A 21325-nucleotide genomic window follows, 5' to 3' on the forward strand; every position below is an offset into this window, starting at 1 on the left:
ATCTCATGTATCAACGCAGCGTAACCAGACGTTAAAAACTGGCACACCTCATGAAAATAACCCAGTATTGACAGGATATAATGCTGCCTTTGTAGTCGAATGATTAAACAATTCTCTATTTATAAGAATAACTGCCATCATCGTTGATATATCAATGTGGATAAAATAAAACAAACTACTCTTATTTTACCTCTGCCAGCCAATACCAGTATAAAGCAGAGGTTGCCAGCTATCCGGTTAGGTATAACTCTTCCAGGTGGCTCCTGAGGGTTGTGTTTTATCTGTTAGCTGATAGTAACCAAAGGCCGCATATTATGGCGGCCTTTTCTATTGCCATCACCATGGGCAGACTCATCATAATAACGTAACTTCATTTGACGCAGCGGCATGGTTTAATGGTCGGCAGGCCAGTAACTATCCGGGCCTCGCTATTAACGGCGTCAAAATTTATGGCGCAAAGCTTTTGGTATCGCCCTGTGGTGAAGCCAGATTTTTCCGTTGAACTCAGCAGCGGATTAATTGTTTTACATTTGGCCCGGTGAATTCGGGTAAAGCGCTTATCACTTTTCGTGTTCTGTCCACTGGCGCTCTTTAAGGCATTCACGACAAATCCATCAGGGTTATCACGAAGCCAGTTACGGTAAGCTAATTCGCTGGCTGGTTGATGATCGCTTCTGAATATTTTGACAGCCATATCATTTCTCCATGCGGTTTATGGTGACGACTATACAACAAGGTATCCACATGACAAAACCGGACCGGGGAGCCCCGCAACACATAGGGGCGGATGTGAAAAAAGAGCTCCGTATCTACGGCAGCAAATGGGACCGGGAGCGCCTCCTGTTCCTTCGTACTCATCCGTTGTGTGCCATGTGTCATGAGCAGGGAAGAGTGACGGCGGCAACGGTGGTCGATCATATCATTCCGCACAAACTGAAAGAGGCGCTGAATAGTGGAAACGCCGAAGCGATAGCGAAGGCACAAAAGCTATTCTGGAGCCGGAAGAACTGGCAGGGGTTGTGTAAGCAGCACCACGACTCTACGAAACAACGAATGGAGAAACGTGGTGTCGTCGTGGGCTGTGACGAGAACGGTATTCCACTTGACCGTGCATCGCACTGGTTCAGACGATAACAATTCTCATATGTGTGGCAGCTATGAAGGAGGTGGGCGGGTTAAAAGTTCACAGCTTTGTGCCTGCGTGACCGCCCGCCCCCCTCTGTGTGCACAACCGCGAAATGAAAAGTTTTTTCCGGGAGGTTCCGATGGCAGGACGGCGCCCGAAACCGACCCACCTGAAAGTGGTTACCGGCAACCCGGGCAAACGTAAACTCAACGATAAAGAACCCCAACCAGCAAAAGAAATCCCCAGCCCGCCAGCACATCTTAGCGACTGGGGAAAAGTTGCGTGGGGCAGGCTCACAGTTTTACTTGATGGCATGGCTATTCTTACAGTTGCCGATTCACTGGCGCTGGAGCGTCTTTGCGATATCTATGCAGATATCCTTCAGCTTCGTCTGACGATCGCGGACGAAGGGAGAACTTATACAGTCCAGACTGAAGGGGGATTTTTGATTAAGGCGAACCCGGCTGTTGCGATGCTGGCTGATGCCGATCGACGGTTTAAAAGTTACCTGGTCGAATTCGGTCTCACCCCGGCCGCCAGAACAAAGGTGAAAGTTGATGGTGGAGAAGAGAAAGAAGACCCGCTCAACCAGTTCTTCGGTTGACCCCACCACTCGTTATGCGATGGATGTGGCGTCCGGTAAGGAAATTGCCGGACCTGATATCCGCAATTCCTGCAAGCGTCACCTGAAGGATCTGGAGTCCTGCCATGCCCGCGGTCTGGTATGGGATACGGAAACAGCGCAGCGTGCCATCGACTTTTTCGCGAAAGTGCTGAAACTTAACGGCGGCGAACACGAAGGCAAGCCGTTCAATCTGTTACCCTGGCAGTGCTTTATCGTGGGGTCTATATTTGGCTGGCAAAACTCAGACGGCTATCGCCGGTTCCGTATGGTGTACGTCGAATCCGGTAAGGGGTCAGGTAAATCACCGCTTGCAGCTGGTATCGCTCTTTACTGCCTTGTCGCCGACAAGGAACCACGCGCGGAAGTCTACGCGGCCGCCACGAAAAAAGACCAGGCCATGATACTGTTTCGCGATGCTGTGGCGATGGTTGACCAGTCGCCAGCACTGGCACAGCGGATTAACAAATCAGGCGGTGCCGGGAAAGAGTGGAATCTGGCTTTTCTGCAGACCGGTTCTTTTTTCCGGCCTATCAGCTCAGACGACGGCCAGTCAGGGCCACGCCCGCATTGTGCTCTGATAGACGAAATTCACGAACATAAAAATAACCAGGTCGTGGAAATGATGCGCGCCGGAACGAAAGGCCGCCGGCAGGCGCTGATTTTCATGATAACTAACAGTGGCCATGATAAAACCAGCGTCTGTTATGACTATCACGAATATGGTCGCAAGGTTGCTGAAGGTTCAGTTGACGATGACAGCTTCTTTTCTTTTATCTGTTCGCTGGACGAAGGGGAAGATCCCTTTAAGGACGAGACCTGCTGGAAAAAGGCTAACCCTTCGCTGGGACACACCTTTACTGAGCGCTATTTGCGTGAGCAGGTCACGCAGGCCCGCGGAATGCCGTCGAAGGAAAGCATTGTCCGGCGGTTGAACTTCTGCCAGTGGGTGGATGCTGATAATCCCTGGATGAGCAGTGATGTCTGGATGGGATGCGAGGAGGATTTCGACCTGCAGGAGCTGCGGGGCGAGGAATGCTATGGCGGTCTGGATCTTTCAGGCAGCCGGGATCTCACCGCACTGGCTCTGTTCTTTCCGAAAAAGAGAAAGTTGGTGGTGGAATTCTGGACGCCAAAAGACACTCTGACAGACCGGGCGAAAACAGACCGGGTTCCATATGACGCATGGGAACGGGACGGATACATCCACACCACACCAGGTAAAGCCGTGAAGTATGGTTTTGTTGCTGAACGTATCGCAGATCTTGCAATGCAGTTCGACATCAAAGCCATTGCCTTCGATCAGTACCGTATTAAATACCTTGAGCCGGAACTGGACGAAGCCTCAGTATCAGTGCCGCTGATCCCGCATGGGCAGGGCTACTACAAGGCAAAAGATTCTGGTCTGTGGATGCCGCATTCTATCGAGCTATTTGAGCAGATGCTGGATGATGGTGCAGTCGTTATTAAAACTAATCCCTGCCTGCGCTGGAATGCAGCTTCCGCAGTAACCGAAGCCGATCAGAAAGAAAACCGCATTTTTGCCAAGAAAAAAAGTACCGGACGTATTGATGGCGTGGTGGCTTCCGCTATGGCAATAGGTGCATCAGAAGAGGATGTCACTGATGATGGCGATGTTGATGGTTTCTTTGATGATCCAATCATAGTGGGTATCTGATGGCGAATAATAAACACCCCGGGCGAATAAAAAGCGCCCTTTTAAACTGGCTGGGCGTCCCCGTCAGCCTGACTAACGGCGAGTTCTGGCGCGAGTGGTTCGGAACCAGCAGCAGTGGAAAAGTTGTGACGGCTGATAAGATTATCCGCCTGTCTGCTGTATGGGCCTGTGTCAGGCTGTTGAGTGAATCGGTTTCCACGTTACCGCTGAAAATCTACGAGCGGCAGGCTGATGGCTCCCGAAAACTGGCTTCTGATAATCCTGCTTACCAGGTGCTTTGCCGGCGCCCCAATCCTGAAATGACGCCGTCACGTTTTATGCTGATGGTGGTCGCCAGTATCTGTCTGCGGGGATACGCCCACCGCGCAAAAAGATAAATTTGGTCAGGGAAAAAACGGATTTACGAATGGTGATCCCGCCACGGGCCGCCGCGCAACGGATCTCAACAGTGATATGTGGGATGCAGTCCAGGAAGAGGTCTGTACTGTTATTGAAGCCGCCGGCATACCACTCAGTAAAGGCGAACATACGCAGCTTCACGCCGCCATTGGCAGGCTGATCGATGAACAGGTTAAAACCCGTCTTGAAAAAAATCAGAATGGCGCGGACATCCCGAATAAGCCGCTGTTTCTCCAGAACGTTGGTTTAGGAGAAACGATAAATCTCGCTGCAGGGGCCCTGCAAAAATCGCAGAACGGCGGCGATATTCCTGACAAAAAACAATTTGCGAGAACCATCGGTGCGGTAACGTCAACCACCATTACACTTGGCGAATCAGGCTGGTTCAAAATCGCCACGGTTGTAATGCCGCAGGCTACATCAACTGCGGTGATTAAACTGTACGGTGGGGCGGGGTTTAACGCTGGTTCACCTGAACAGGCGGCAATCAGCGAACTGGTATTGCGTGCCGGTAATGGTTCACCTGTTGGAATAACTGCCACGTTGTGGAGACGCTCGCCTGCTGCTGCTAACGAGGTCGCATGGGTTAATACATCAGGCGACACCTACGATATTTATATTAATATCGGCCAGTATGCGTACTGGTTAATTGCGCAATATGATTACACCGGTAATGCAAATGTCACGCTGCACAGTACGCCTGAATATTCATCAGTTCAGCCGGGAAACTCAACCAGCGGTCAGACATATACACTGTTTAATAGTCTGATGAAACCCACAGCCGGTGACGTTGAGGCACTGTCAGTTAATGGAGGGCGACTGAATGGGTCTTTAGGCATTGGTACTGACAATGCGCTGGGCGGTAATTCAATTGTGCTCGGTGATAACGATACCGGGTTTAAACAGGATGGCGACGGCGTTCTGGGTATTTACGCCAATAATGCCCGGGTCGGTTATATCGATAATTCCGGGTTACACATGTCAGTAGATGTTCTCACTAATGGTGGCATACGAGCAGGTGACGGAAAAAGGCTTTCACTGACGAGCAATAATAATTCGACAATGACAGCCACGTTTAATTTATGGGGCGATGCAAACAGGCCAACAGTTATTGAACTGGACGACGATCAGGGATGGCATCTGTACAGCCAGCGAAATCCTGATGGTTCGATTGTCTTTACGGTCAATGGCGATATCACCGCTAACACGCTTCGTGCAGGCGGGGCCATCTATCAGAATAACGGCGACATCTTTGGTTCTGTCTGGGGGAATAGCTGGCTGAGTCTGTGGATTAATAATAATTTCGTCGCAGATGTTCAGTTAGGGGCTGGCACATCAGTGACTACCTGGAACAATGCAGGTTCCTGGCCTAACACTCCCGGATATGTAGTTACCTCCGTCTGGAAAGATTATCAGGGCGAAAATATTGATGGTATTGCTTATGCGCCTTTGCAAAAACGAGTCGGGAATCAGTGGTATACCGTACAAGGGGGAACGGCATAATGAAAAAATATCAGGATATTAAAAATTTCAGACTTATTGACGCGCCCGTAAACAGGGGTAAAACGCAGTCCGAAATAAATATAGGTGCATTTTTTTTGGAATCGGAAGACGGGCAGGACTGGTATGAATGTCAGTCATTATTTTCTGATGATACCGCAAAAATCATGTACGACCATGAGGGGGTTATCTGGGGTGTTGTTAATAAGCCAGTCCCGCAACGAGGAAACACATATGCTGTATCAATGCTGTGGCCGGTTAATATGTCTGTTGCGGAAATAGCCGCTGCTGACTGTCCTGATGATTGTCGTGGTGATGGTATGTGGTTATATCAGGACGGTAAAGTTGCTCAACGGGTTCATTCGCCGGAAGAGCTGCGTAAAAAGGCGGAGGCTGAAAAAGTTCGCCGCCTGGCTGAGGCTGAATCAGCCATTGCACCACTGGCGCGGGCAGTAAAACTAAAAATTGCCACAGATGAGGAGATTAAACGGCTGGACGCCTGGGAACTCTACAGCGTAATGGTTAACCGTGTGGATACAGCTTCCCCTGACTGGCCTGATGTGCCTGTAAGCCAGTGATATGACGTTGTGAAAAAACAGGTTAGAGTCAATAAAATACACTAGCCTGAAGTAATAAATGAGTGATGGTCAGACGGCGAAATTTTGTCTGGGTTATCTCCTTGTTGAATATATTATATCTTCCCATTCGCATCCTGGTTTTCTTTAAGAACTGATACTGCTGTTTGTAATAATTCTTTATTATCCAGCCATGCCTTGGCCTTTATATTCCCTTCGATATAATCAAGCAATGTCCTGGTATTGATAGGCCTGCCCTGTTTCGCCACCTCCACTACTGCATCACCCAGGATAATACGAACTTTAGGAAGTTGAGAGGGGAACCACTTTAGGGTATCTTTTGATTTCATTAAGAAATGTTCCTCAAAATATTGTTAATTTTTTGATGGTAAGGTAGAGACATTAATTCAGGAAATGTTTGTTTTTACTCATCAGTTTTGTCTGGATTATTTGATATGCCTATTCCTACTTTGATTACAGCATAGCTAAAAATACTGAATATGATAAGCAGGGAAATTATTATCAGTGTATTGTCCATATATCCTCAGAAGTACATTTTATTATGTATATTGCTTTGACAGTTTTTTATCTGGAAAGTTCATTTTTGGATGTAACTTTGTGTTTTTTACTGGGAATTATAAAGCTCAGACAATCAGCGTGGTTTTTACTGTTGTCTGTACTAATAATTTTCTCAAGCATAAGAGTTTCATCATAAGTGCCTGAAGACCCTTTGTCCTGGTATCCATCGTTATGCACGATCAGGGATGCATAGACATTTTTATTTGTACTGTGATGCTTTTTTAAGCTTCTCAGTGTGGTTTTTTCTCCGTTAAGCCAGTATATCTGGCGTGTGTGGCATGGTTGAAATGCGCTTATATCTTGGCCCCAGAAGTATATTCCATCCACCTGGCTATAATCATCTTTACTCTTACCTGACGAGCATCCTGTTATTATAACTGTGAGTACAAGTAAAGATGACAATGTTATGCTGCTTTTCATGATTTATCCAGTATTTTCAGCGCAGTAGATAATGGTTCTTTATCTTCGAGCCATTGCTGCTCTTTTTGTTCATGTTTTAACTGAGAGATAAGATTCTCGCTGTTGATTTTTTTAGACTCCAGGATGAGCTGCAGTAACGCTTTACCATAAATAATCTCTATATCTGAAAGTAAGTTAGGTGGGTATGATGATATGTCTAAAGTGTTCATGGTCGACTCCTGAAAAATATTTATGAGTTACAACAGATTGATTTTACTGGCTTTAATATGCTGTGATAATAGTCAGGTTGAATCATAAAACAGTATGAACCTTTTATTGATGGCAATATACATTTATTTGAGAATATTTATAAGCAACTGATTGTTATGATAAGTTGTGATTAAGGTCAATTGAAGCATCATCCGACGCAAAAACAATCTGATTTTTATTGGTATATGCTGTATATTACTTCAACAAGCATATAAATATTACTGATAATAATTCGGTTCTTATACAGTGAAACACACTGTGGGCAGTAATCAGCTAAGCTAAAATTTTTCACAGAAGAGTCAGGATCCTGGAATCGCAACAGATGATGAGAAAGCGCAACTCGACGAATGGAAAAAATACAGGGTATTGGTAAACCGGGTTGACACCTCAAATCCTGACTGGTCGGAGAAACCAGCCAGTAGCGATTATTTATGATGTGGCGCTGTCGACACACGGGCTGTACTGGATTCTGTTATCGGCTGACCGGAAGTGAGTTAAAAAACGGGATTACCGCGCTAACTAAAAGCATGAGGGAAGGTTGTGGCATCCGGTGAACCTGTAGGAATCCCATAACTGATTAAGGACGGAAACCACCAGATGCCACAAAGATGTTATGACGCATGTTGTTGTGGGAAGTCAATAAAGGGGATGGTTTTGTTTAAAAAACAGTCTATCATGGTGAGAAAATGATTTTGATAAGTAGGCTAACTTTCTGAAAATACTGCGTACAAAAATGCTACTTTTTTCTCATGTTATTAGATAAGTTAATGTTAAATAAGAATATTGGGACGGTCTCGAAAACCGGAGTAGGGGCAACTCTACCGGGGGTTCAAATCCCCCTCTCTCCGCCACAATTCAAACACTTAGCTCATCTTCTTTCAGCGATCAGTCTCACACTTAGAATACACTTAGAATATTCTGTTAGAATATTACGTGAAAAACGTATCGCCATCTTATGCTTTTTCTGCCAGAAGAGGGGGCCAGGGATAGTGTTATTTTTACTTTTCGATCATAAGTCAACTCCTGGTTTTCTGCCCCGCTCTTTCGCCGTCTCCCATCTGGATTAATATTGATGTCACTCGCGGCGACTTAACGCCGTCGTCCTCGGTCATCGTCGCACCCGGCCTGTTGCCCGACATGTTCCCCTGTAGACATGGTCGCCAGGCAAAAGATTACTTGCTGTCAGGGAAACGCGCTGGCGCGTGGCGATAACTTACGCTGCGGGACTGTCGACGCTGTACAGAAAATCTGGCCTCCAGGCTGGCTTAAATATGCGCACATGACAATACAACCGGAAAATTTACAAAACCCATAATTTGAACTGAGAGAGAAACTTACAAACGAAGCGACGAAGATTTAAACAGTCGTAGCGACTCCGGTATCTTGCGCGCATGTTCAAATAACACTACTGTATATAAAAACAGTATTCGAGGTATGGATTATGGAATTTTTCAGACCTACAGAGTTGCGCGAAATTATTCCTCTCCCATTTTTCAGTTACTTAGTGCCGTGTGGATTCCCCAGCCCCGCGGCGGACTATATTGAGCAGCGTATCGATCTTAATGAGTTGCTCGTTTCTCATCCCAGCTCAACATATTTTGTCAAAGCAACGGGGGATTCAATGATTGAAGCAGGCATCAGCGACGGTGACCTGCTGGTGGTGGATAGCTCACGGAACGCTGACCACGGTGACATTGTAATTGCGGCAATTGAAGGAGAGTTCACTGTAAAGCGGTTGCAGTTGCGCCCGACAGTGCAGTTAATCCCCATGAACGGCGCCTATCGACCTATACCTGTCGGCAGTGAAGACACGCTCGACATATTCGGGGTGGTGACCTTTATCATTAAAGCGGTCAGTTGATTATGTTCGCGCTCTGCGATGTTAATAGCTTTTACGCCTCCTGCGAAACGGTCTTTCGTCCTGATTTATGTGGCCGACCGGTGGTGGTGTTATCAAACAATGATGGCTGCGTTATCGCGTGTAGCGCCGAGGCGAAACAGCTCGGTATCGCACCAGGTGAGCCATACTTCAAACAGAAAGAACGCTTCCGGCGATCCGGTGTTGCTTGCTTCAGCAGTAATTACGAGCTTTACGCTGATATGTCGAACCGGGTAATGACCACACTCGAGGAGATGGTGCCGCGGGTAGAAATTTACAGCATTGATGAGGCTTTTTGTGATCTGACGGGAGTACGAAACTGCCGGGATCTGACAGATTTCGGGCACGAGATAAGAGCGACGGTCCTGAAGCGCACGCACCTGACTGTCGGTGTAGGCATTGCCCAGACGAAAACCCTTGCCAAGCTGGCTAACCATGCTGCGAAAAAGTGGCAGCACCAGACCGGCGGGGTGGTTGACTTGTCGAACATCGATCGCCAGCGTCGGCTGCTGGCCCTGATACCCGTAGAGGATGTCTGGGGTGTCGGCAGGCGCATCAGTAAGAAGCTCAATGCCCTGGGCATCAAGACTGCTCTCGATCTCTCTGAACAAAGTACCTGGATCATCAGGAAACACTTCAATGTCGTGCTGGAGCGTACCGTGAGAGAGCTTCGCGGAGAGCCATGTCTGGAGCTTGAAGAGTTTGCGCCGGCAAAGCAGGAAATCGTTTGTAGCCGCTCTTTCGGCGAGCGGGTCACAGACTATGAGGAAATGCGCCAGGCTATTTACAGCTACGCTGCGCGCGCGGCAGAAAAACTCCGCGGCGAGCACCAGTACTGCCGTTTCATCTCAACATTCGTCAAAACATCCCCCTTTGCCCTGAACGAGCCCTACTACGGTAACAGCGCCGCGGTGACGCTTCTCACCCCCACGCAGGATTCACGCGACATTATCAATGCGGCTGTGAAGTGCCTGGATAAAATATGGCGCGACGGCCATCGCTACCAGAAAGCGGGGGTGATGCTGGGTGACTTCTTCAGTCAGGGCGTAGCGCAACTCAACCTTTTCGACGATAATGCGCCGCGCGCCGGTAGTGCGAAGTTGATGGAAGTACTGGACCATCTTAACGCAAAAGACGGGAAGGGGACGCTGTACTTCGCCGGGCAGGGGATGTCGCAACAGTGGGCTATGAAGCGAGAAATGCTTTCGCCTCGGTACACCACAAGATACTCTGATCTACTGCGTGTTAAGTAACTTGTGCGATCAATGCATGAGATAGTTGCCAAATCATCCCCGTTCTCTAACCGGTTTTGGTCGCACAAGATCACAGGAACCTCTCACGATGAGGCGCATGTATCCTGGTTTACGACATCAGGAAATGTGGCGCGTTTATTGCCAGGTAGGCGTTATGAGACGTCACTTATTTACGCCAGGTTTCAGCCGTAGCGATGGGCATGGATAAAAAGAGTATGGCAATCAGTGTGATAATGCTAAAAAACAATTAATATTTTTTTAACAAAACTAAAGCTTGCTATGTTCAGTTAACCATGCGTTAATGGTTGTGCGGTTTGATACAAACTTATCTGAAGTAGTGATTGTAATATTTCTCATCATTTGTTCCTCTTGAGATCTCCTTTAGGTTTTTTTCTCTCTGATAATTTTCTTCAGGCCATTTCGCCCAAGGGCTCATTCAAAAGGTAACAATATTATGACGACGAAAATCACTGGTTTAGTAAAATGGTTTAACCCTGAAAAGGGCTTTGGTTTCATTACGCCTAAAGATGGCAGCAAAGATGTGTTTGTGCATTTTTCAGCCATTCAAAGTAATGAATTCCGCACTCTGAATGAAAATCAGGAAGTGGAGTTTTCAGTAGAACAGGGACCAAAAGGTCCATCAGCGGTCAACGTTGTGGCGCTTTAAGGCAACTAATATTACTAATAAAATTCACTTCCGGTGTCCATGTTGCCATGGTTCACAATACAGAACATCGACATTCGATGTTACTGAGCAAAACCCGTTTGGCGCGAAATGTATTTTTTGTAAGTCAACCATGATCACTTTTGATAATGTTGGATTATACATTCGCTCAGGACAGGTTCCGCCAGATTTTAGAAAATAATTCATATTAGCTCCGTACAGGAGCTTTTTTATGCCCGGATGATTATCATCTATAGACGCTGACATCCATCATCTATAGTGGCATTTACCTTTCCCCAAAGGTGTTATTTGTCTTGCAGACAGCGCCTGAAAAAAGCGACGTTGTCCTCATCTATCCAATGAAACCAGGTCACCTGTCTTTGCGCCGTTATCCGTTATTTAATTCTTGCCCTATAATAACAAGCCCGCGCTAAGCACGGGCTTGAATAACATAAAGCGTCTTAGAACTGGTAGACCAGACCAACACCTACGATATCATCGGTTGCAATACCGTTGCTTGCGTAGAAGTCATCATCTTCGTCCAGCAGGTTGATTTTATAATCAACGTAGGTGGACATATTTTTGTTGAAGTAGTAAGTCATACCGACGTCAACATATTTAACCAGATCTTTGTTGGTGTAACGCCAGTTGCCACGATGGACTTCCTGACCGCCTAAATCTTTGCCCTTAGACTGCAAGTAGGCGATGGACGGACGCAGACCGAAATCGAACTGATACTGCGCAACCACTTCAAAGTTCTGGGTTTTGTTAGCAATACCGCCATTATCTTCGCCATTGCCGCCGCCATAATAGGTCATGTTGCGGGTTTCAGCGTACATCGCCGCCAGGTAAACATTGTAGGCGTCATATTTGGCACCTACGGTCCAGGCTTCAGCGGTTTCACCACCAGCATAGTTGTTGCGCTCATTCATGCCGTCGCCATAACCACGAGCAACCTGATTGTCCGTACGGTCAGAGGAAGAGTAGGCCGCACCCAGGCTTAACCCGAAGTCAAAGTCGTAGGAGGCAGACATACCGAAACCGTCGCCGTTTTCACGGGCCAGTTTGCGGCTGCCGCCGTTACCTGTACCTTCACCAGCACCGCCATTTTCATTATTACCCTGGTACTGCAACGCGAAGTTCAGGCCTTCCACCAGACCGAAGAAGTCGGTATTACGGTAGGTGGCAACGCCGTTGGTTCTGCCCAGCATATAGACATCGGTCTGGGTATAAGTATCACCGCCGAATTCCGGCAGCGCATCGGTCCAGGCTTCAATGTCGTAGATAACACCATAGTTACGGCCATAATCGAAAGAGCCGTACTCGCCGAATTTCAGACCGGCAAAGCCCAGACGAGTCCAGGAGTTTGCACCTTCGCCTTCGGTGGTGTTCACCTTAATGTTGTATTCCCACTGACCATAGCCGGTCAGCATATCGTTGATCTGCGTTTCGCCTTTAAAGCCAATACGGGCGTAGGACTGGTCGCCATCGTCGCCTGCATTGTCAGAGAAGTAACGCAGACCATCAACTTTGCCGTACAGGTCGAGTTTGTTGCCATTTTTATTATAAATTTCAGCCGCATTTGCTGCGCCTGCCACTAATAACGCCGGGACAAGCAGTGCCAGAACTTTTCTGTTCATTATGTATTCCCTTATGATAATAATTTATATGAATATGTAGCCACTTCAACAAAACTACAAATTGATACTATTCTATGAAGTTCATGGAATTTAAAAAATAACATGTAACAAAGGTATTTAAAATATTTCAATTTGTTTCTGTTTGGTTTTTTATAATACATGCTATATAAGTAATTAAGAATATATATTCTATAATTATCATTTTTTATCAATGGGTTATGTGTTTTGATTTGATGGTTGTTGGCGTGAATATAATTTGTTTTTTATATGTATTTGATGCTTTGATTATGAAAAAGAATAAAAAAAACCGGCATAAATGCCGGTAATGTGGGTAATGATAAAATAAATGATAAAAGGCTAATAACCGAATCATTCTGACACTTAATGCTAATAAAATAAAACGCTATCGCGGTGCGTAAAAATAAGTTGTTCTGGTTATGGGTTATTCTGCATTAGAGTGCGATTCAATCACCATTCCCTTATTTAACAGCAGGTTCAGCGCCAGGCGTAACATTATCTGAGAATAAACTATTTGTGGAATGAATAACCAGAACAGGTGGATAAGGTATTTTATGGTCGAAATGTGACTAATGTCACATTATAATGTAATTAATGTCATATGACTTACATCACAAAAGCGGAGTAAAGTTTGAGTACCAGGGAGGACAACGCCACCCGTAGCATGGGCGGCAAATTAGCGTTATGGGTTTTTTATACCTTTTGCGGCTACTTCATCTGGGTGATGGCGCGTTGCGTGTGGCTGATGTCCGCCATACAAACCGAGCCGGTTCTCGGCCCAATCAGCACTCCTGGCAGCACAACGGAAAAATGGCTTAACGCGCTTTCGCTGGGCGTCGTCTGGCTTATTCTGGGGAGTATTGCCTGGTACACCCGGCCTCGCAAAAACAGGGGGTATCCCGCCGACACTCAGCCAGAAACGCGCAAGCACGCAGGGATGTAAAGTGGTGGCGGATATGTCAGGATAGCGAACCCTGTGCTCAGGCATGTAATAAAAATGGTCTGCTATAAAGAGAGGGCGTATGGACTCAGGATACTGGCAATCGCAGTTTGAAGACTGGCTACGTCACCACCACCAGGAACAGGATGCCGCCCATGACATCTTCCATTTTCGTCGTGTTTGGGCAACCGCGCAAACGCTGGGGGAAAACAGTCCTGTCGACTGGCTGGTGGTGCTATCGGCATGTTATTTCCATGACATCGTCAGCCTGGCGAAAAATCATCCGCAGCGGCATCGTTCTTCCATTCTGGCGGCGGCAGAAACCCGGCGTATTTTTCTGCGGGATTTTCCTGACTTTCCGGCAGAAAAACTGGCGGGCATTTGTCATGCTATCGAAGCGCATAGCTTCAGCGCAAAAATTGCGCCCACCACGCCAGAGGCGAAAATCGTGCAGGATGCAGACAGACTGGAGGCGTTGGGCGCCATTGGTCTGGCGCGGGTCTTCGCGGTCTCCGGCGCGCTGGGCGTCGCGCTATTTGATGCCGACGATCCCTTTGCTGACAGACGGCCTCTTAACGATAAGCAATTCGCGCTCGACCATTTTCAAACCAAACTGCTGAAACTGCCGCTGACGATGCAGACCGAACGGGGCAAGTACCTGGCGCAGCGTAATGCGGATTTTCTGGTGTCGTACATGGCGAAACTGAGCGCTGAGCTGAAAGGCGACTATGAAACACGGGATGAGGCGGTCATCCAGATGTTTGCTACGCATCAGTAACCCCTGCCGCTGAAACGTAAACCGCGTCATTTTATGTTAGTCTGTCGGCAATTATTTTTGGCCGGTTAAATGTATGCAGGAAAATATTTCAGTAACACACGCCCGGAACCTCATCGCCGACGACGCCGGAAGCGAGATCCAGGCGATGCTGAGTCAATTGCTGGAAATCTATGATGTTAAAACGCTGGTGGCGCACCTTAACGGCCTGGGCGAGCAGCACTGGAGCCCGGCCATCTTAAAGCGCGTAATAATGAACGCGGCATGGCATCGTTTGAGCGACAATGAACTCACCTGTCTTAAAACAGAGTTGCCGACGCCGCCATCGCATCATCCACATTACGCCTTTCGTTTTATCGATCTCTTCGCGGGCATCGGCGGCATTCGCCGCGGATTTGAAGCGATAGGCGGACAGTGCGTGTTTACCAGCGAATGGAATAAGCACGCGGTACGGACATATAAAGCGAACTATTTTTGCGATCCGCTGCAACATCGCTTTAATGAAGATATCCGCGATATCACGTTGAGCCACCGGGAAGGGGTCAGCGATGATGAGGCGGCGGAACACATTCGCCAGCATATTCCGCAACATGATGTCCTGCTGGCGGGCTTTCCCTGTCAGCCATTTTCTCTGGCGGGCGTTTCCAAGAAAAATGCGCTGGGCCGCGCCCACGGCTTTGCCTGCGAGACTCAGGGGACATTATTTTTTGATGTCGTAAGAATTATCGACGCCCGCCGCCCCGCGCTGTTTGTGCTGGAAAACGTGAAAAACCTTAAAAGTCACGACCAGGGCAACACCTTCCGCATTATTATGCAAACGCTCGATGAACTGGGATATGACGTGGCGGATGCCGCTGACAATGGCCCGGACGATCCGAAAATTATCGACGGGCAGCACTTTCTTCCTCAGCATCGGGAACGTATTGTGTTGGTGGGATTCCGTCGCGATTTAAACCTGAAAACCGATTTTACGTTACGCAATATCGCCCGTTGTTATCCACCGCGCCGTCCGACGCTGGCAGAACTGCTGGAGCCCGTCGTCGAAGCCAAATATATCCTGACGCCGGTGCTGTGGAAATATTTATATCGCTACGCGAAAAAGCACCAGGCGCGGGGAAACGGTTTTGGCTATGGCATGGTTTATCCTGACAATCCGGAAAGTGTGGCGCGCACGTTATCTGCTCGCTACTACAAAGATGGTGCCGAAATTCTGATCGATCGTGGTTGGGATATGGCGAAAGGCGAAGTGAATTTCGACGATGCTGGCAACCAACAACATCGTCCCCGCCGACTCACGCCGAGAGAGTGCGCGCGTTTAATGGGATTTGAGGCGCCGCAAACGTACCAGTTCAGGATACCTGTCTCGGATACGCAGGCCTATCGCCAGTTTGGCAACTCCGTGGTGGTGCCGGTATTTGCTGCGGTAGCAAAGCTGCTGGAGCCCAAAATTCACCAGGCGGTGACGCTGCGTCAGAGAGAGACGGCAGATGGCGGACGTTCACGATAAAGCCACGCGCAGTAAAAATATGCGCGCGATAGCGACCCGCGATACGGCGATTGAAAAACGTCTTGCTGGCCTGTTAAGCGCGCAGGGGATTACGTTTCATACTCAGGACACGACATTACCGGGCAAGCCGGACTTTGTGGTGAATGACTATGATTGTGTGATTTTTACTCACGGCTGCTTTTGGCATCATCACCACTGTTATCTGTTCAAAGTGCCGGCCACGCGAACGGCTTTCTGGCTGGAAAAAATCGGTAAGAACGTTGAGCGCGATGAGCGCGATATTCAGCGTTTACAGGCGCTTGGCTGGCGGGTACTGATCGTCTGGGAGTGCGCCTTGCGCGGGCGAACGAAATTGAGCGACGCGGCGTTGGCGGAGCGCCTGGAAGAGTGGATCTGCGGCGGCGGCGCCAGCGCGCAGATCGACACCCAGGGGATTCATCTACTGGCGTGAATCTTCCGTTTTACACGGCGTGACCACCGCCTTGACAGGAAACAGGTACTTACCCAGAGTCACCAGCACTACGGCAAACACAATCACACCCAGCGCGGCCCATTCAACGGGCGATAACCTCTCGCCGCCCAGGCCGGTGCCAAGCAACACGGCGACAACCGGATTCACATAGGCGTAGCTGGTCGCCAGTGCCGGACTGACGTTGCGAATCAGGTACATATAGGCATTAATGGCGATAATAGAACCGAACAACGCCAGGTAGCCGACGGCCATAAACCCCGATAAACCAGGCAGCGTGGCGAGCTTTTCGCCGGAAAGAAACGCCGCGCAAAGCAATACCACGCCCGCCGCCAGCATTTCAATCGCGCCCGCCATCATGCCCACAGGCAGGGCGATGCGCGAGCCGTAAACGGAACCAAATGCCCAGCTCATCGAACCTATCAGGATCAAAATCGCGCCCCACGGATTGCCGCTTAAATTACCGCCGCTGTTCAGCAGAATAATCCCGGCAAGTCCAATGGCAATCCCCACCCATTCTAATTTGCGCGTTTTAATACCAAAAAAGTAGCTAAAGCACAGCGTAAATAGCGGGACAGTGGCGACCACGACGGCAGCAATGCCCGATGGCACGTTTTGATGCTCCGCCACCGTCACCAGACCGTTACCCACCGCCAGCAGCAGTAGGCCAATCAGCGCGGCGTTGATGGTCTGGCGCAGCGGCGGAAGTTTTTCGCCGCGCAACAGCAAAAACGCCATGAGCAACATCCCCGCCGAGAGAAAACGTACGCCTGCCATCATTAGCGGCGGCCAGCTTTCAACGCCTATGCGGATAACAAAATAGGTAGACCCCCAAATGATGTACAAGGCAAAAAGCGCGCCAAAAAGAGGTAATAACTGCCGGAAACGCATAATCACTCACGGTGAAATAAAAAGGGTGAATATAGTAAACGTCAAAATTATTATGCTGGCGAGCATTATAATTGTCCTTTTGGAATAAAAAGGCGTTGACCCGCGCCGCCGGTTTCGGCATTGCGCATTTTGCTACATACTTAACGTCTTAGAAGAAAAGACCGAGGAAATCATTTTGGCAGGAAGTAGCTTACTGACATTACTCGACGATATCGCCACGCTGCTGGACGATATTTCGGTAATGGGCAAATTGGCCGCGAAAAAAACCGCGGGCGTACTGGGGGATGACCTGTCGCTCAATGCGCAGCAGGTGACCGGCGTTCGCGCTAATCGCGAGCTGCCGGTGGTATGGAGCGTGGCGAAAGGATCATTAATCAACAAGGTTATTCTGGTGCCGTTGGCGCTGCTGATAAGCGCATTTATCCCGTGGGCCATCACGCCTTTATTAATGTTAGGCGGCGCGTTTCTCTGCTTTGAAGGGGTAGAAAAAGTCCTGCATACCTTTGAGGCGCGAAAACACAAAGAAGACCCGGCGGAGCGGCAAAAACGTCTTGAGGCGCTGGCTGCACAAGATCCTTTGGCCTTTGAAAAAGATAAAGTAAAAGGGGCGGTCCGTACCGATTTCATTCTGTCCGCTGAAATTGTGGCCATTACCCTGGGGATTGTCGCGCAGGCGCCGCTGCTTAATCAGGTGTTGGTGCTGGCGGGGATTGCGTTGGTTGTGACCATTGGCGTGTATGGCCTGGTGGGTATTATTGTCAAACTGGATGATATGGGGTACTGGCTGGCGGAAAAGCGTAGCGTGCTGGCGCAGGGCGTCGGTAAAGGATTACTGATTATCGCGCCCTGGTTAATGAAAGCATTATCCATTGTCGGTACGTTGGCGATGTTTCTGGTCGGCGGCGGAATTGTCGTACACGGTATTGCGCCGCTACACCATGCCATTGAACATTTTGCGCAGCAGCAGGGGGCTTTCATGGCGCATACGATCCCTGCGGGGCTGAATCTGGTGCTCGGCTTTATTATCGGCGCCATTGTGGTGGCGCTGGTGAAAGGTGTGGCGAAAATTCGCGGTGTTTCGCACTGATTTTCTACAATGAATTATGCAAAATTGCCCATCCTCGTCTAAGGTGAAAACGTTTCATCTGATACAGGAGGCAGGTATGGTCTTTTCTGTCAGTGAGGAAGTTACCGTGAAAGAGGGTGGGCCCCGGATGATCGTCACCGGTTATTCCAGCGGAATGGTAGAGTGTCGCTGGTATGATGGTTTTGGCGTAAAACGGGAGGCATTCCATGAGAATGAGCTCGTGCCAGGCAAGGAAAGGCGCGGGCGGGACGAAGCCCGATGACAAAACGCCCGGTTAATGCCGGGCGTTTTGCTGTGGAGAAAAAGAGTCGTCGCGCTGCGACATGCTGCTACCTGGTTATGCCAGGATTGAGTGGTATCCCTTGATGATGTCTGGCTACCGTAAGCCATCAGGGGGAGTTGTATCAATAACCAGGAGTTACCAGGGTGCCGCACGAAACACTGTTAGACAATCAAGGCTGGTTTAAAAAGCTGGCGCGGCGTTTTGGTCCCGGTCATGTCGTCAACACCTGTTTTCTGATCGTGATGCTGTTCTCGACGCTACTTACCTGGCGGGAAGTGATGATACTGAAAGACGCGTATGTCGCCAGTCAGCGCAATCATCTGGGGAGCGTCGCGAATGTCCTTGACCGCCAACTGCAATTCAACATGGACAGGTTGATCTTTTTACGCAACGGTATGCATGAAGCGCTGGTGGCGCCGCTGGCTTTTTCCGCATTGCAAAGCGCGGTGACGCAGTTTGAGCAACGACGCGTCAGACATTTCTGGCAACTGGAGCTGGATAAGCGGCGGACATTGCCGTTATATGGCGTTTCCGATCAATTTGTCGCCCGGACGACGCTTCTTTCGCGGGAGAGTCGTGACCTGGCAAATGAATTAACCGCCACTCTGGAGTTAGGGTATCTGGCGCGTCTGGCTCGCTCATCCGCCATGCTGACGCTGGAGACGATGTATGTTTCTCGCTCAGGGTTTTACCTCTCAACTCTCCCTACGGCGTACGGTAGCGATATTGTCTCCCGTTACTATCAGTACGTGACTCAGCCCTGGTTTATCGAGCAAAGCCAACGGCGTAACCCACAGCGCGGCGTGCGGTGGTTTACCTCCGCACAGTCCTATGTTGCTGACGAGCAGAAAAAAGTGACAGCCAGTCTACCGCTGGATCACGATAATTACTGGTATGGCGTACTGGCAATGGATATTCCCGTCGCGTCATTACAGCGGTTCCTGCGCGATGCGGCCGAAAAGGATATTGAAGGGGAATATCAGCTATACGATAACCATCTCCGTTTGTTGACGGACTCCGCGCCGGAACAACAAACCGCGAATACGTTAAATGACCGTGAGCGCGCCTTACTGGCGCGTGAAATAGAAAAAGATACCCTGGGCGGGCTGCGTTTAGGAACGCATTATGTAAGCTGGGAGCGGCTGGATCATTTTGATGGCGTCCTGCTGCGCGTGCATACACTACGTGAAGGCATCCAAGGGAATTTTGGCAGTATTAGTATCGCGCTGACGCTGTTATGGGTGCTTTTTACGGCGATGCTGTTGATCTCCTGGGGCGTTATTCGACATATGGTCAAAAACATGTTTGTTCTGCAAAATTCGCTGCAATGGCAGGCATGGCACGATCCGCTGACCCGGCTGTATAACCGTGGCGCGCTGTTTGAAAAAGCGTCCAGGCTGGCAAAGCGTTACCGGGAAGCCCGCCAGCCATTTTCTGTGATACAGCTGGATTTAGATTATTTTAAAAGCGTTAACGATCGCTTTGGTCATCAGGCAGGCGATCGCGTGTTGTCCCATGCCGCTGGGCTCATTGGCAGCACCATTCGAGCGCACGACATCGCCGGACGGGTAGGAGGCGAAGAGTTTTGTATCGTGCTGCCCGGCGCGACGAAAGCGCAGGCGCTGCAGATTGCCGAACGCATACGCCAGCGCATTAATGACAAAGAGATTCTGGTGACGAAAAGCACGACGCTTCGTATCAGCGCGTCAATGGGGATCAGTAGCGCGGAGGAATACGGCGACTATGATTTTGAGCAGTTGCAGTCGCTGGCCGACAAACGGCTTTATTACGCCAAACAGTCCGGACGTAACCGTATTTGCGCCAGCGACGCGACTCAGGAGCGGGAAAAGAAATAGTCCATGCCTTCGCGCCAGCCATCCGGCCCTTCGTTCTGGCTACGGTAGACGCGCTGAGGATCGTCGTTACGCAAATGTACGCCCTCCCGGTTTAGCCCTTTAACGACAACCGCATAATCCATCACATCCAGTAAGGGCGCATCATTGGGGCCGTCTCCTAGCCCCAACGTCAGAGGACGCGCGTGCCACTGCCGACGATATGCTTCAATCAGCCAGTTGGCAGCCTGATCTTTTCCGGCGGAGGCGTCCAGCACATGCCAGAAACGGGCGCCATGGACAAATTGCAGTCCCAGGTCATTTAAACGGGCGACAAACTGCGCCATGCGTTCATCGCTATCGCGCCAGATCAGCGACACCGACGCTTCATGCAGACGGGTTAGGGCAGACTGTGCCCGGTTTAGGCCCGTCCATTCGCTTATCACCTGATCGTCAACGTCATCAAACGTGGTGAACTTAAACTGTTCCTTTTCACGCAATTTATGCAGGACGAGGCGGATTTCGTTGTGAGAAATACCGGCTATCAGACGGGGATAGTTGGGATGGTCTTCCCAATGAACGTCCAGTTGGATCACCGCGCCGTTTTCCGCAATCAGCGGAAGTCCCTGTAGATTTAACGTCGTCTGGAGCTGGAGCATTTCAGCCGCGGTTTTACTGCTACAGAGGATCACGGGCACGCCGCTTTCATGCAGGCGTGTAAGCCAGGGAGCCGCGGGCTGCCACTCAAAAGTGTGGCTGTTCAGCAATGTGCCGTCCAGATCGGTAAAAATCAGCAAGGGGTCATGGATTGAGAGCATTTTTTCCTCATTTTCCGTTGCAACGGCGGGCTTATTTCCAGGAAAAGTCCTAAAGCACACCCGAAAGAAGTCGAACGCTAACTGGAACCGATCCCGTCGCTTCCAGGCAGCACATGCGTTG

Annotated in this window: 24 protein-coding genes and 2 pseudogenes; 18 read left to right on the top strand and 8 right to left on the bottom strand. The window is 49.3% G+C overall.

The window, feature by feature from the left end; all coding sequences use genetic code 11:
• Positions 1 to 370: 370 nt before the first annotated feature.
• Positions 371 to 694, bottom strand: coding sequence for a hypothetical protein (locus J4728_RS07245; protein ID WP_000268746.1), 324 nt, complete (start codon positions 692 to 694; stop codon positions 371 to 373).
• 95 nt (positions 695 to 789) lie between these two features.
• On the opposite strand from J4728_RS07245, the gene J4728_RS07250 reads away from it, so the two are divergent.
• The 6 genes and pseudogenes from J4728_RS07250 (at position 790) to J4728_RS07275 (ending at position 5903) form a co-directional block, all read left to right on the top strand.
• The gene (locus tag J4728_RS07250; RefSeq protein ID WP_023891432.1) at positions 790 to 1134 is read left to right on the top strand and encodes an HNH endonuclease; all 345 of its coding nucleotides are present in this window, start codon (positions 790 to 792) and stop codon (positions 1132 to 1134) included.
• 131 nt (positions 1135 to 1265) lie between these two features.
• The gene (locus tag J4728_RS07255) at positions 1266 to 1730 is read left to right on the top strand and encodes a phage terminase small subunit P27 family (RefSeq protein WP_208211496.1); all 465 of its coding nucleotides are present in this window, start codon (positions 1266 to 1268) and stop codon (positions 1728 to 1730) included.
• The gene (locus J4728_RS07260) at positions 1684 to 3426 is read left to right on the top strand and encodes a terminase large subunit (RefSeq protein ID WP_000229716.1); all 1743 of its coding nucleotides are present in this window, start codon (positions 1684 to 1686) and stop codon (positions 3424 to 3426) included. The genes J4728_RS07255 and J4728_RS07260 overlap by 47 nt, the downstream gene beginning before the upstream one ends.
• Positions 3426 to 3785 (top strand): annotated as a pseudogene (locus tag J4728_RS07265) (phage portal protein); the annotation flags it as partial. The gene J4728_RS07260 and the pseudogene J4728_RS07265, both read left to right, overlap by 1 nt.
• 94 nt (positions 3786 to 3879) lie before the next feature.
• Positions 3880 to 5328 (top strand): phage tail protein, encoded by a 1449-nt coding sequence (locus tag J4728_RS07270; RefSeq protein WP_237357497.1) that lies wholly within the window; start codon positions 3880 to 3882, stop codon positions 5326 to 5328.
• Complete coding sequence (locus J4728_RS07275) at positions 5298 to 5903, top strand: tail fiber assembly protein (RefSeq protein ID WP_022742744.1); 606 nt, start codon at positions 5298 to 5300, stop codon at positions 5901 to 5903. Before J4728_RS07270 ends, J4728_RS07275 begins: the two co-directional genes overlap by 31 nt.
• Positions 5904 to 6016: 113 nt before the next feature.
• Here the strand turns inward: J4728_RS07275 and ydfK are convergent, their stop codons facing one another.
• The 4 genes from ydfK to J4728_RS07295 all read right to left on the bottom strand — a co-directional run bounded on the left by ydfK (position 6017) and on the right by J4728_RS07295 (position 7108).
• Complete coding sequence (gene ydfK / locus J4728_RS07280) at positions 6017 to 6250, bottom strand: cold shock protein YdfK (RefSeq protein WP_000836773.1); 234 nt, start codon at positions 6248 to 6250, stop codon at positions 6017 to 6019.
• A gap of 74 nt (positions 6251 to 6324) precedes the next feature.
• Positions 6325 to 6438, bottom strand: a complete 114-nt coding sequence (locus J4728_RS07285; protein ID WP_122815478.1) for a YnaM/YnfT family protein — start codon at positions 6436 to 6438, stop codon at positions 6325 to 6327.
• A gap of 47 nt (positions 6439 to 6485) precedes the next feature.
• Positions 6486 to 6899 carry a hypothetical protein gene (locus tag J4728_RS07290; protein WP_208211498.1) on the bottom strand — a complete coding sequence of 138 codons (414 nt, stop codon included), beginning with the start codon at positions 6897 to 6899 and terminating at the stop codon, positions 6486 to 6488.
• The gene (locus J4728_RS07295) at positions 6896 to 7108 is read right to left on the bottom strand and encodes a hypothetical protein (protein WP_001093793.1); all 213 of its coding nucleotides are present in this window, start codon (positions 7106 to 7108) and stop codon (positions 6896 to 6898) included. Before J4728_RS07295 ends, J4728_RS07290 begins: the two co-directional genes overlap by 4 nt.
• A gap of 331 nt (positions 7109 to 7439) precedes the next feature.
• Here J4728_RS07295 and J4728_RS07300 point away from each other — a divergent pair.
• The 5 genes and pseudogenes from J4728_RS07300 to J4728_RS07325 all read left to right on the top strand — a co-directional run.
• Positions 7440 to 7583 (top strand): annotated as a pseudogene (locus J4728_RS07300) (tail fiber assembly protein); the annotation flags it as partial.
• A 1006-nt stretch (positions 7584 to 8589) separates the two neighbouring features.
• Complete coding sequence (locus J4728_RS07310) at positions 8590 to 9009, top strand: translesion error-prone DNA polymerase V autoproteolytic subunit (protein WP_000394197.1); 420 nt, start codon at positions 8590 to 8592, stop codon at positions 9007 to 9009.
• Between the two features lie 2 nt (positions 9010 to 9011).
• Positions 9012 to 10280 (top strand): Y-family DNA polymerase, encoded by a 1269-nt coding sequence (locus tag J4728_RS07315; RefSeq protein ID WP_208211500.1) that lies wholly within the window; start codon positions 9012 to 9014, stop codon positions 10278 to 10280.
• A 454-nt stretch (positions 10281 to 10734) separates the two neighbouring features.
• A complete protein-coding gene (locus J4728_RS07320; RefSeq protein ID WP_000208509.1) occupies positions 10735 to 10947 on the top strand; it encodes a cold shock domain-containing protein in 213 nt (70 codons plus the stop codon).
• 10 nt (positions 10948 to 10957) lie between these two features.
• Complete coding sequence (locus J4728_RS07325) at positions 10958 to 11146, top strand: hypothetical protein (RefSeq protein ID WP_024131109.1); 189 nt, start codon at positions 10958 to 10960, stop codon at positions 11144 to 11146.
• Between the two features lie 259 nt (positions 11147 to 11405).
• On the opposite strand, the gene ompS1 is transcribed toward J4728_RS07325, so the two are convergent.
• Complete coding sequence (gene ompS1 / locus J4728_RS07330) at positions 11406 to 12584, bottom strand: porin OmpS1 (RefSeq protein WP_001080668.1); 1179 nt, start codon at positions 12582 to 12584, stop codon at positions 11406 to 11408.
• A gap of 649 nt (positions 12585 to 13233) precedes the next feature.
• On the opposite strand from ompS1, the gene drpB reads away from it, so the two are divergent.
• The 4 genes from drpB (at position 13234) to J4728_RS07350 (ending at position 16275) form a co-directional block, all read left to right on the top strand.
• Positions 13234 to 13545 (top strand): cell division protein DrpB, encoded by a 312-nt coding sequence (gene drpB, locus J4728_RS07335; protein WP_208211502.1) that lies wholly within the window; start codon positions 13234 to 13236, stop codon positions 13543 to 13545.
• Positions 13546 to 13624: 79 nt separating this feature from the next.
• Entirely contained in the window at positions 13625 to 14320 is a 696-nt protein-coding gene (locus tag J4728_RS07340; protein ID WP_000377042.1) for a phosphohydrolase, read from the top strand.
• Positions 14321 to 14393: 73 nt separating this feature from the next.
• Entirely contained in the window at positions 14394 to 15824 is a 1431-nt protein-coding gene (locus J4728_RS07345; RefSeq protein ID WP_023232059.1) for a DNA cytosine methyltransferase, read from the top strand.
• The gene (locus tag J4728_RS07350; protein ID WP_000785982.1) at positions 15805 to 16275 is read left to right on the top strand and encodes a very short patch repair endonuclease; all 471 of its coding nucleotides are present in this window, start codon (positions 15805 to 15807) and stop codon (positions 16273 to 16275) included. Before J4728_RS07345 ends, J4728_RS07350 begins: the two co-directional genes overlap by 20 nt.
• On the opposite strand, the gene yedA is transcribed toward J4728_RS07350, so the two are convergent.
• Positions 16264 to 17184 carry a drug/metabolite exporter YedA gene (gene yedA / locus J4728_RS07355; RefSeq protein WP_001212264.1) on the bottom strand — a complete coding sequence of 307 codons (921 nt, stop codon included), beginning with the start codon at positions 17182 to 17184 and terminating at the stop codon, positions 16264 to 16266. The two genes, J4728_RS07350 and yedA, sit on opposite strands and share 12 nt — an antisense overlap.
• 169 nt (positions 17185 to 17353) lie before the next feature.
• Here yedA and J4728_RS07360 point away from each other — a divergent pair, with 169 nt between their 5' ends.
• The 3 genes from J4728_RS07360 (at position 17354) to dgcQ (ending at position 20410) form a co-directional block, all read left to right on the top strand.
• The gene (locus J4728_RS07360) at positions 17354 to 18271 is read left to right on the top strand and encodes a DUF808 domain-containing protein (protein WP_085920526.1); all 918 of its coding nucleotides are present in this window, start codon (positions 17354 to 17356) and stop codon (positions 18269 to 18271) included.
• A gap of 76 nt (positions 18272 to 18347) precedes the next feature.
• A complete protein-coding gene (locus J4728_RS07365) occupies positions 18348 to 18533 on the top strand; it encodes a YodC family protein (RefSeq protein WP_001521741.1) in 186 nt (61 codons plus the stop codon).
• Positions 18534 to 18697: 164 nt separating this feature from the next.
• Positions 18698 to 20410 (top strand): cellulose biosynthesis regulator diguanylate cyclase DgcQ, encoded by a 1713-nt coding sequence (gene dgcQ, locus J4728_RS07370; protein WP_001119834.1) that lies wholly within the window; start codon positions 18698 to 18700, stop codon positions 20408 to 20410.
• Here dgcQ and J4728_RS07375 read toward each other — a convergent pair.
• Positions 20389 to 21204, bottom strand: a complete 816-nt coding sequence (locus J4728_RS07375; RefSeq protein ID WP_023243853.1) for a mannosyl-3-phosphoglycerate phosphatase-related protein — start codon at positions 21202 to 21204, stop codon at positions 20389 to 20391. The genes dgcQ and J4728_RS07375 overlap by 22 nt on opposite strands.
• Positions 21205 to 21325 lie beyond the last annotated feature (121 nt).

The sequence above is a fragment of the Salmonella sp. 32070601201500089SM genome (assembly GCF_017573605.1).
Classification (GTDB): Bacteria; Pseudomonadota; Gammaproteobacteria; order Enterobacterales; family Enterobacteriaceae; genus Salmonella; species Salmonella enterica.

Excerpts from the sequence above, each read along its gene's own strand:
- J4728_RS07375 (WP_023243853.1), bottom strand. The coding sequence starts at position 21,204 with ATGCTCTCAATCCATGACCCCTTGCTGATTTTTACCGATCTGGACGGC.
- ydfK (WP_000836773.1), bottom strand. The coding sequence starts at position 6,250 with ATGAAATCAAAAGATACCCTAAAGTGGTTCCCCTCTCAACTTCCTAAA.
- J4728_RS07350 (WP_000785982.1), top strand. The coding sequence starts at position 15,805 with ATGGCGGACGTTCACGATAAAGCCACGCGCAGTAAAAATATGCGCGCG.
- J4728_RS07245 (WP_000268746.1), bottom strand. The coding sequence starts at position 694 with ATGGCTGTCAAAATATTCAGAAGCGATCATCAACCAGCCAGCGAATTA.
- J4728_RS07285 (WP_122815478.1), bottom strand. The coding sequence starts at position 6,438 with ATGGACAATACACTGATAATAATTTCCCTGCTTATCATATTCAGTATT.
- J4728_RS07340 (WP_000377042.1), top strand. The coding sequence starts at position 13,625 with ATGGACTCAGGATACTGGCAATCGCAGTTTGAAGACTGGCTACGTCAC.
- ompS1 (WP_001080668.1), bottom strand. The coding sequence starts at position 12,584 with ATGAACAGAAAAGTTCTGGCACTGCTTGTCCCGGCGTTATTAGTGGCA.
- J4728_RS07345 (WP_023232059.1), top strand. The coding sequence starts at position 14,394 with ATGCAGGAAAATATTTCAGTAACACACGCCCGGAACCTCATCGCCGAC.
- J4728_RS07310 (WP_000394197.1), top strand. The coding sequence starts at position 8,590 with ATGGAATTTTTCAGACCTACAGAGTTGCGCGAAATTATTCCTCTCCCA.
- J4728_RS07295 (WP_001093793.1), bottom strand. The coding sequence starts at position 7,108 with ATGAACACTTTAGACATATCATCATACCCACCTAACTTACTTTCAGAT.
- J4728_RS07260 (WP_000229716.1), top strand. The coding sequence starts at position 1,684 with ATGGTGGAGAAGAGAAAGAAGACCCGCTCAACCAGTTCTTCGGTTGAC.
- J4728_RS07255 (WP_208211496.1), top strand. The coding sequence starts at position 1,266 with ATGGCAGGACGGCGCCCGAAACCGACCCACCTGAAAGTGGTTACCGGC.
- yedA (WP_001212264.1), bottom strand. The coding sequence starts at position 17,184 with ATGCGTTTCCGGCAGTTATTACCTCTTTTTGGCGCGCTTTTTGCCTTG.
- J4728_RS07290 (WP_208211498.1), bottom strand. The coding sequence starts at position 6,899 with ATGAAAAGCAGCATAACATTGTCATCTTTACTTGTACTCACAGTTATA.
- J4728_RS07270 (WP_237357497.1), top strand. The coding sequence starts at position 3,880 with ATGTGGGATGCAGTCCAGGAAGAGGTCTGTACTGTTATTGAAGCCGCC.
- J4728_RS07365 (WP_001521741.1), top strand. The coding sequence starts at position 18,348 with ATGGTCTTTTCTGTCAGTGAGGAAGTTACCGTGAAAGAGGGTGGGCCC.
- J4728_RS07320 (WP_000208509.1), top strand. The coding sequence starts at position 10,735 with ATGACGACGAAAATCACTGGTTTAGTAAAATGGTTTAACCCTGAAAAG.
- J4728_RS07315 (WP_208211500.1), top strand. The coding sequence starts at position 9,012 with ATGTTCGCGCTCTGCGATGTTAATAGCTTTTACGCCTCCTGCGAAACG.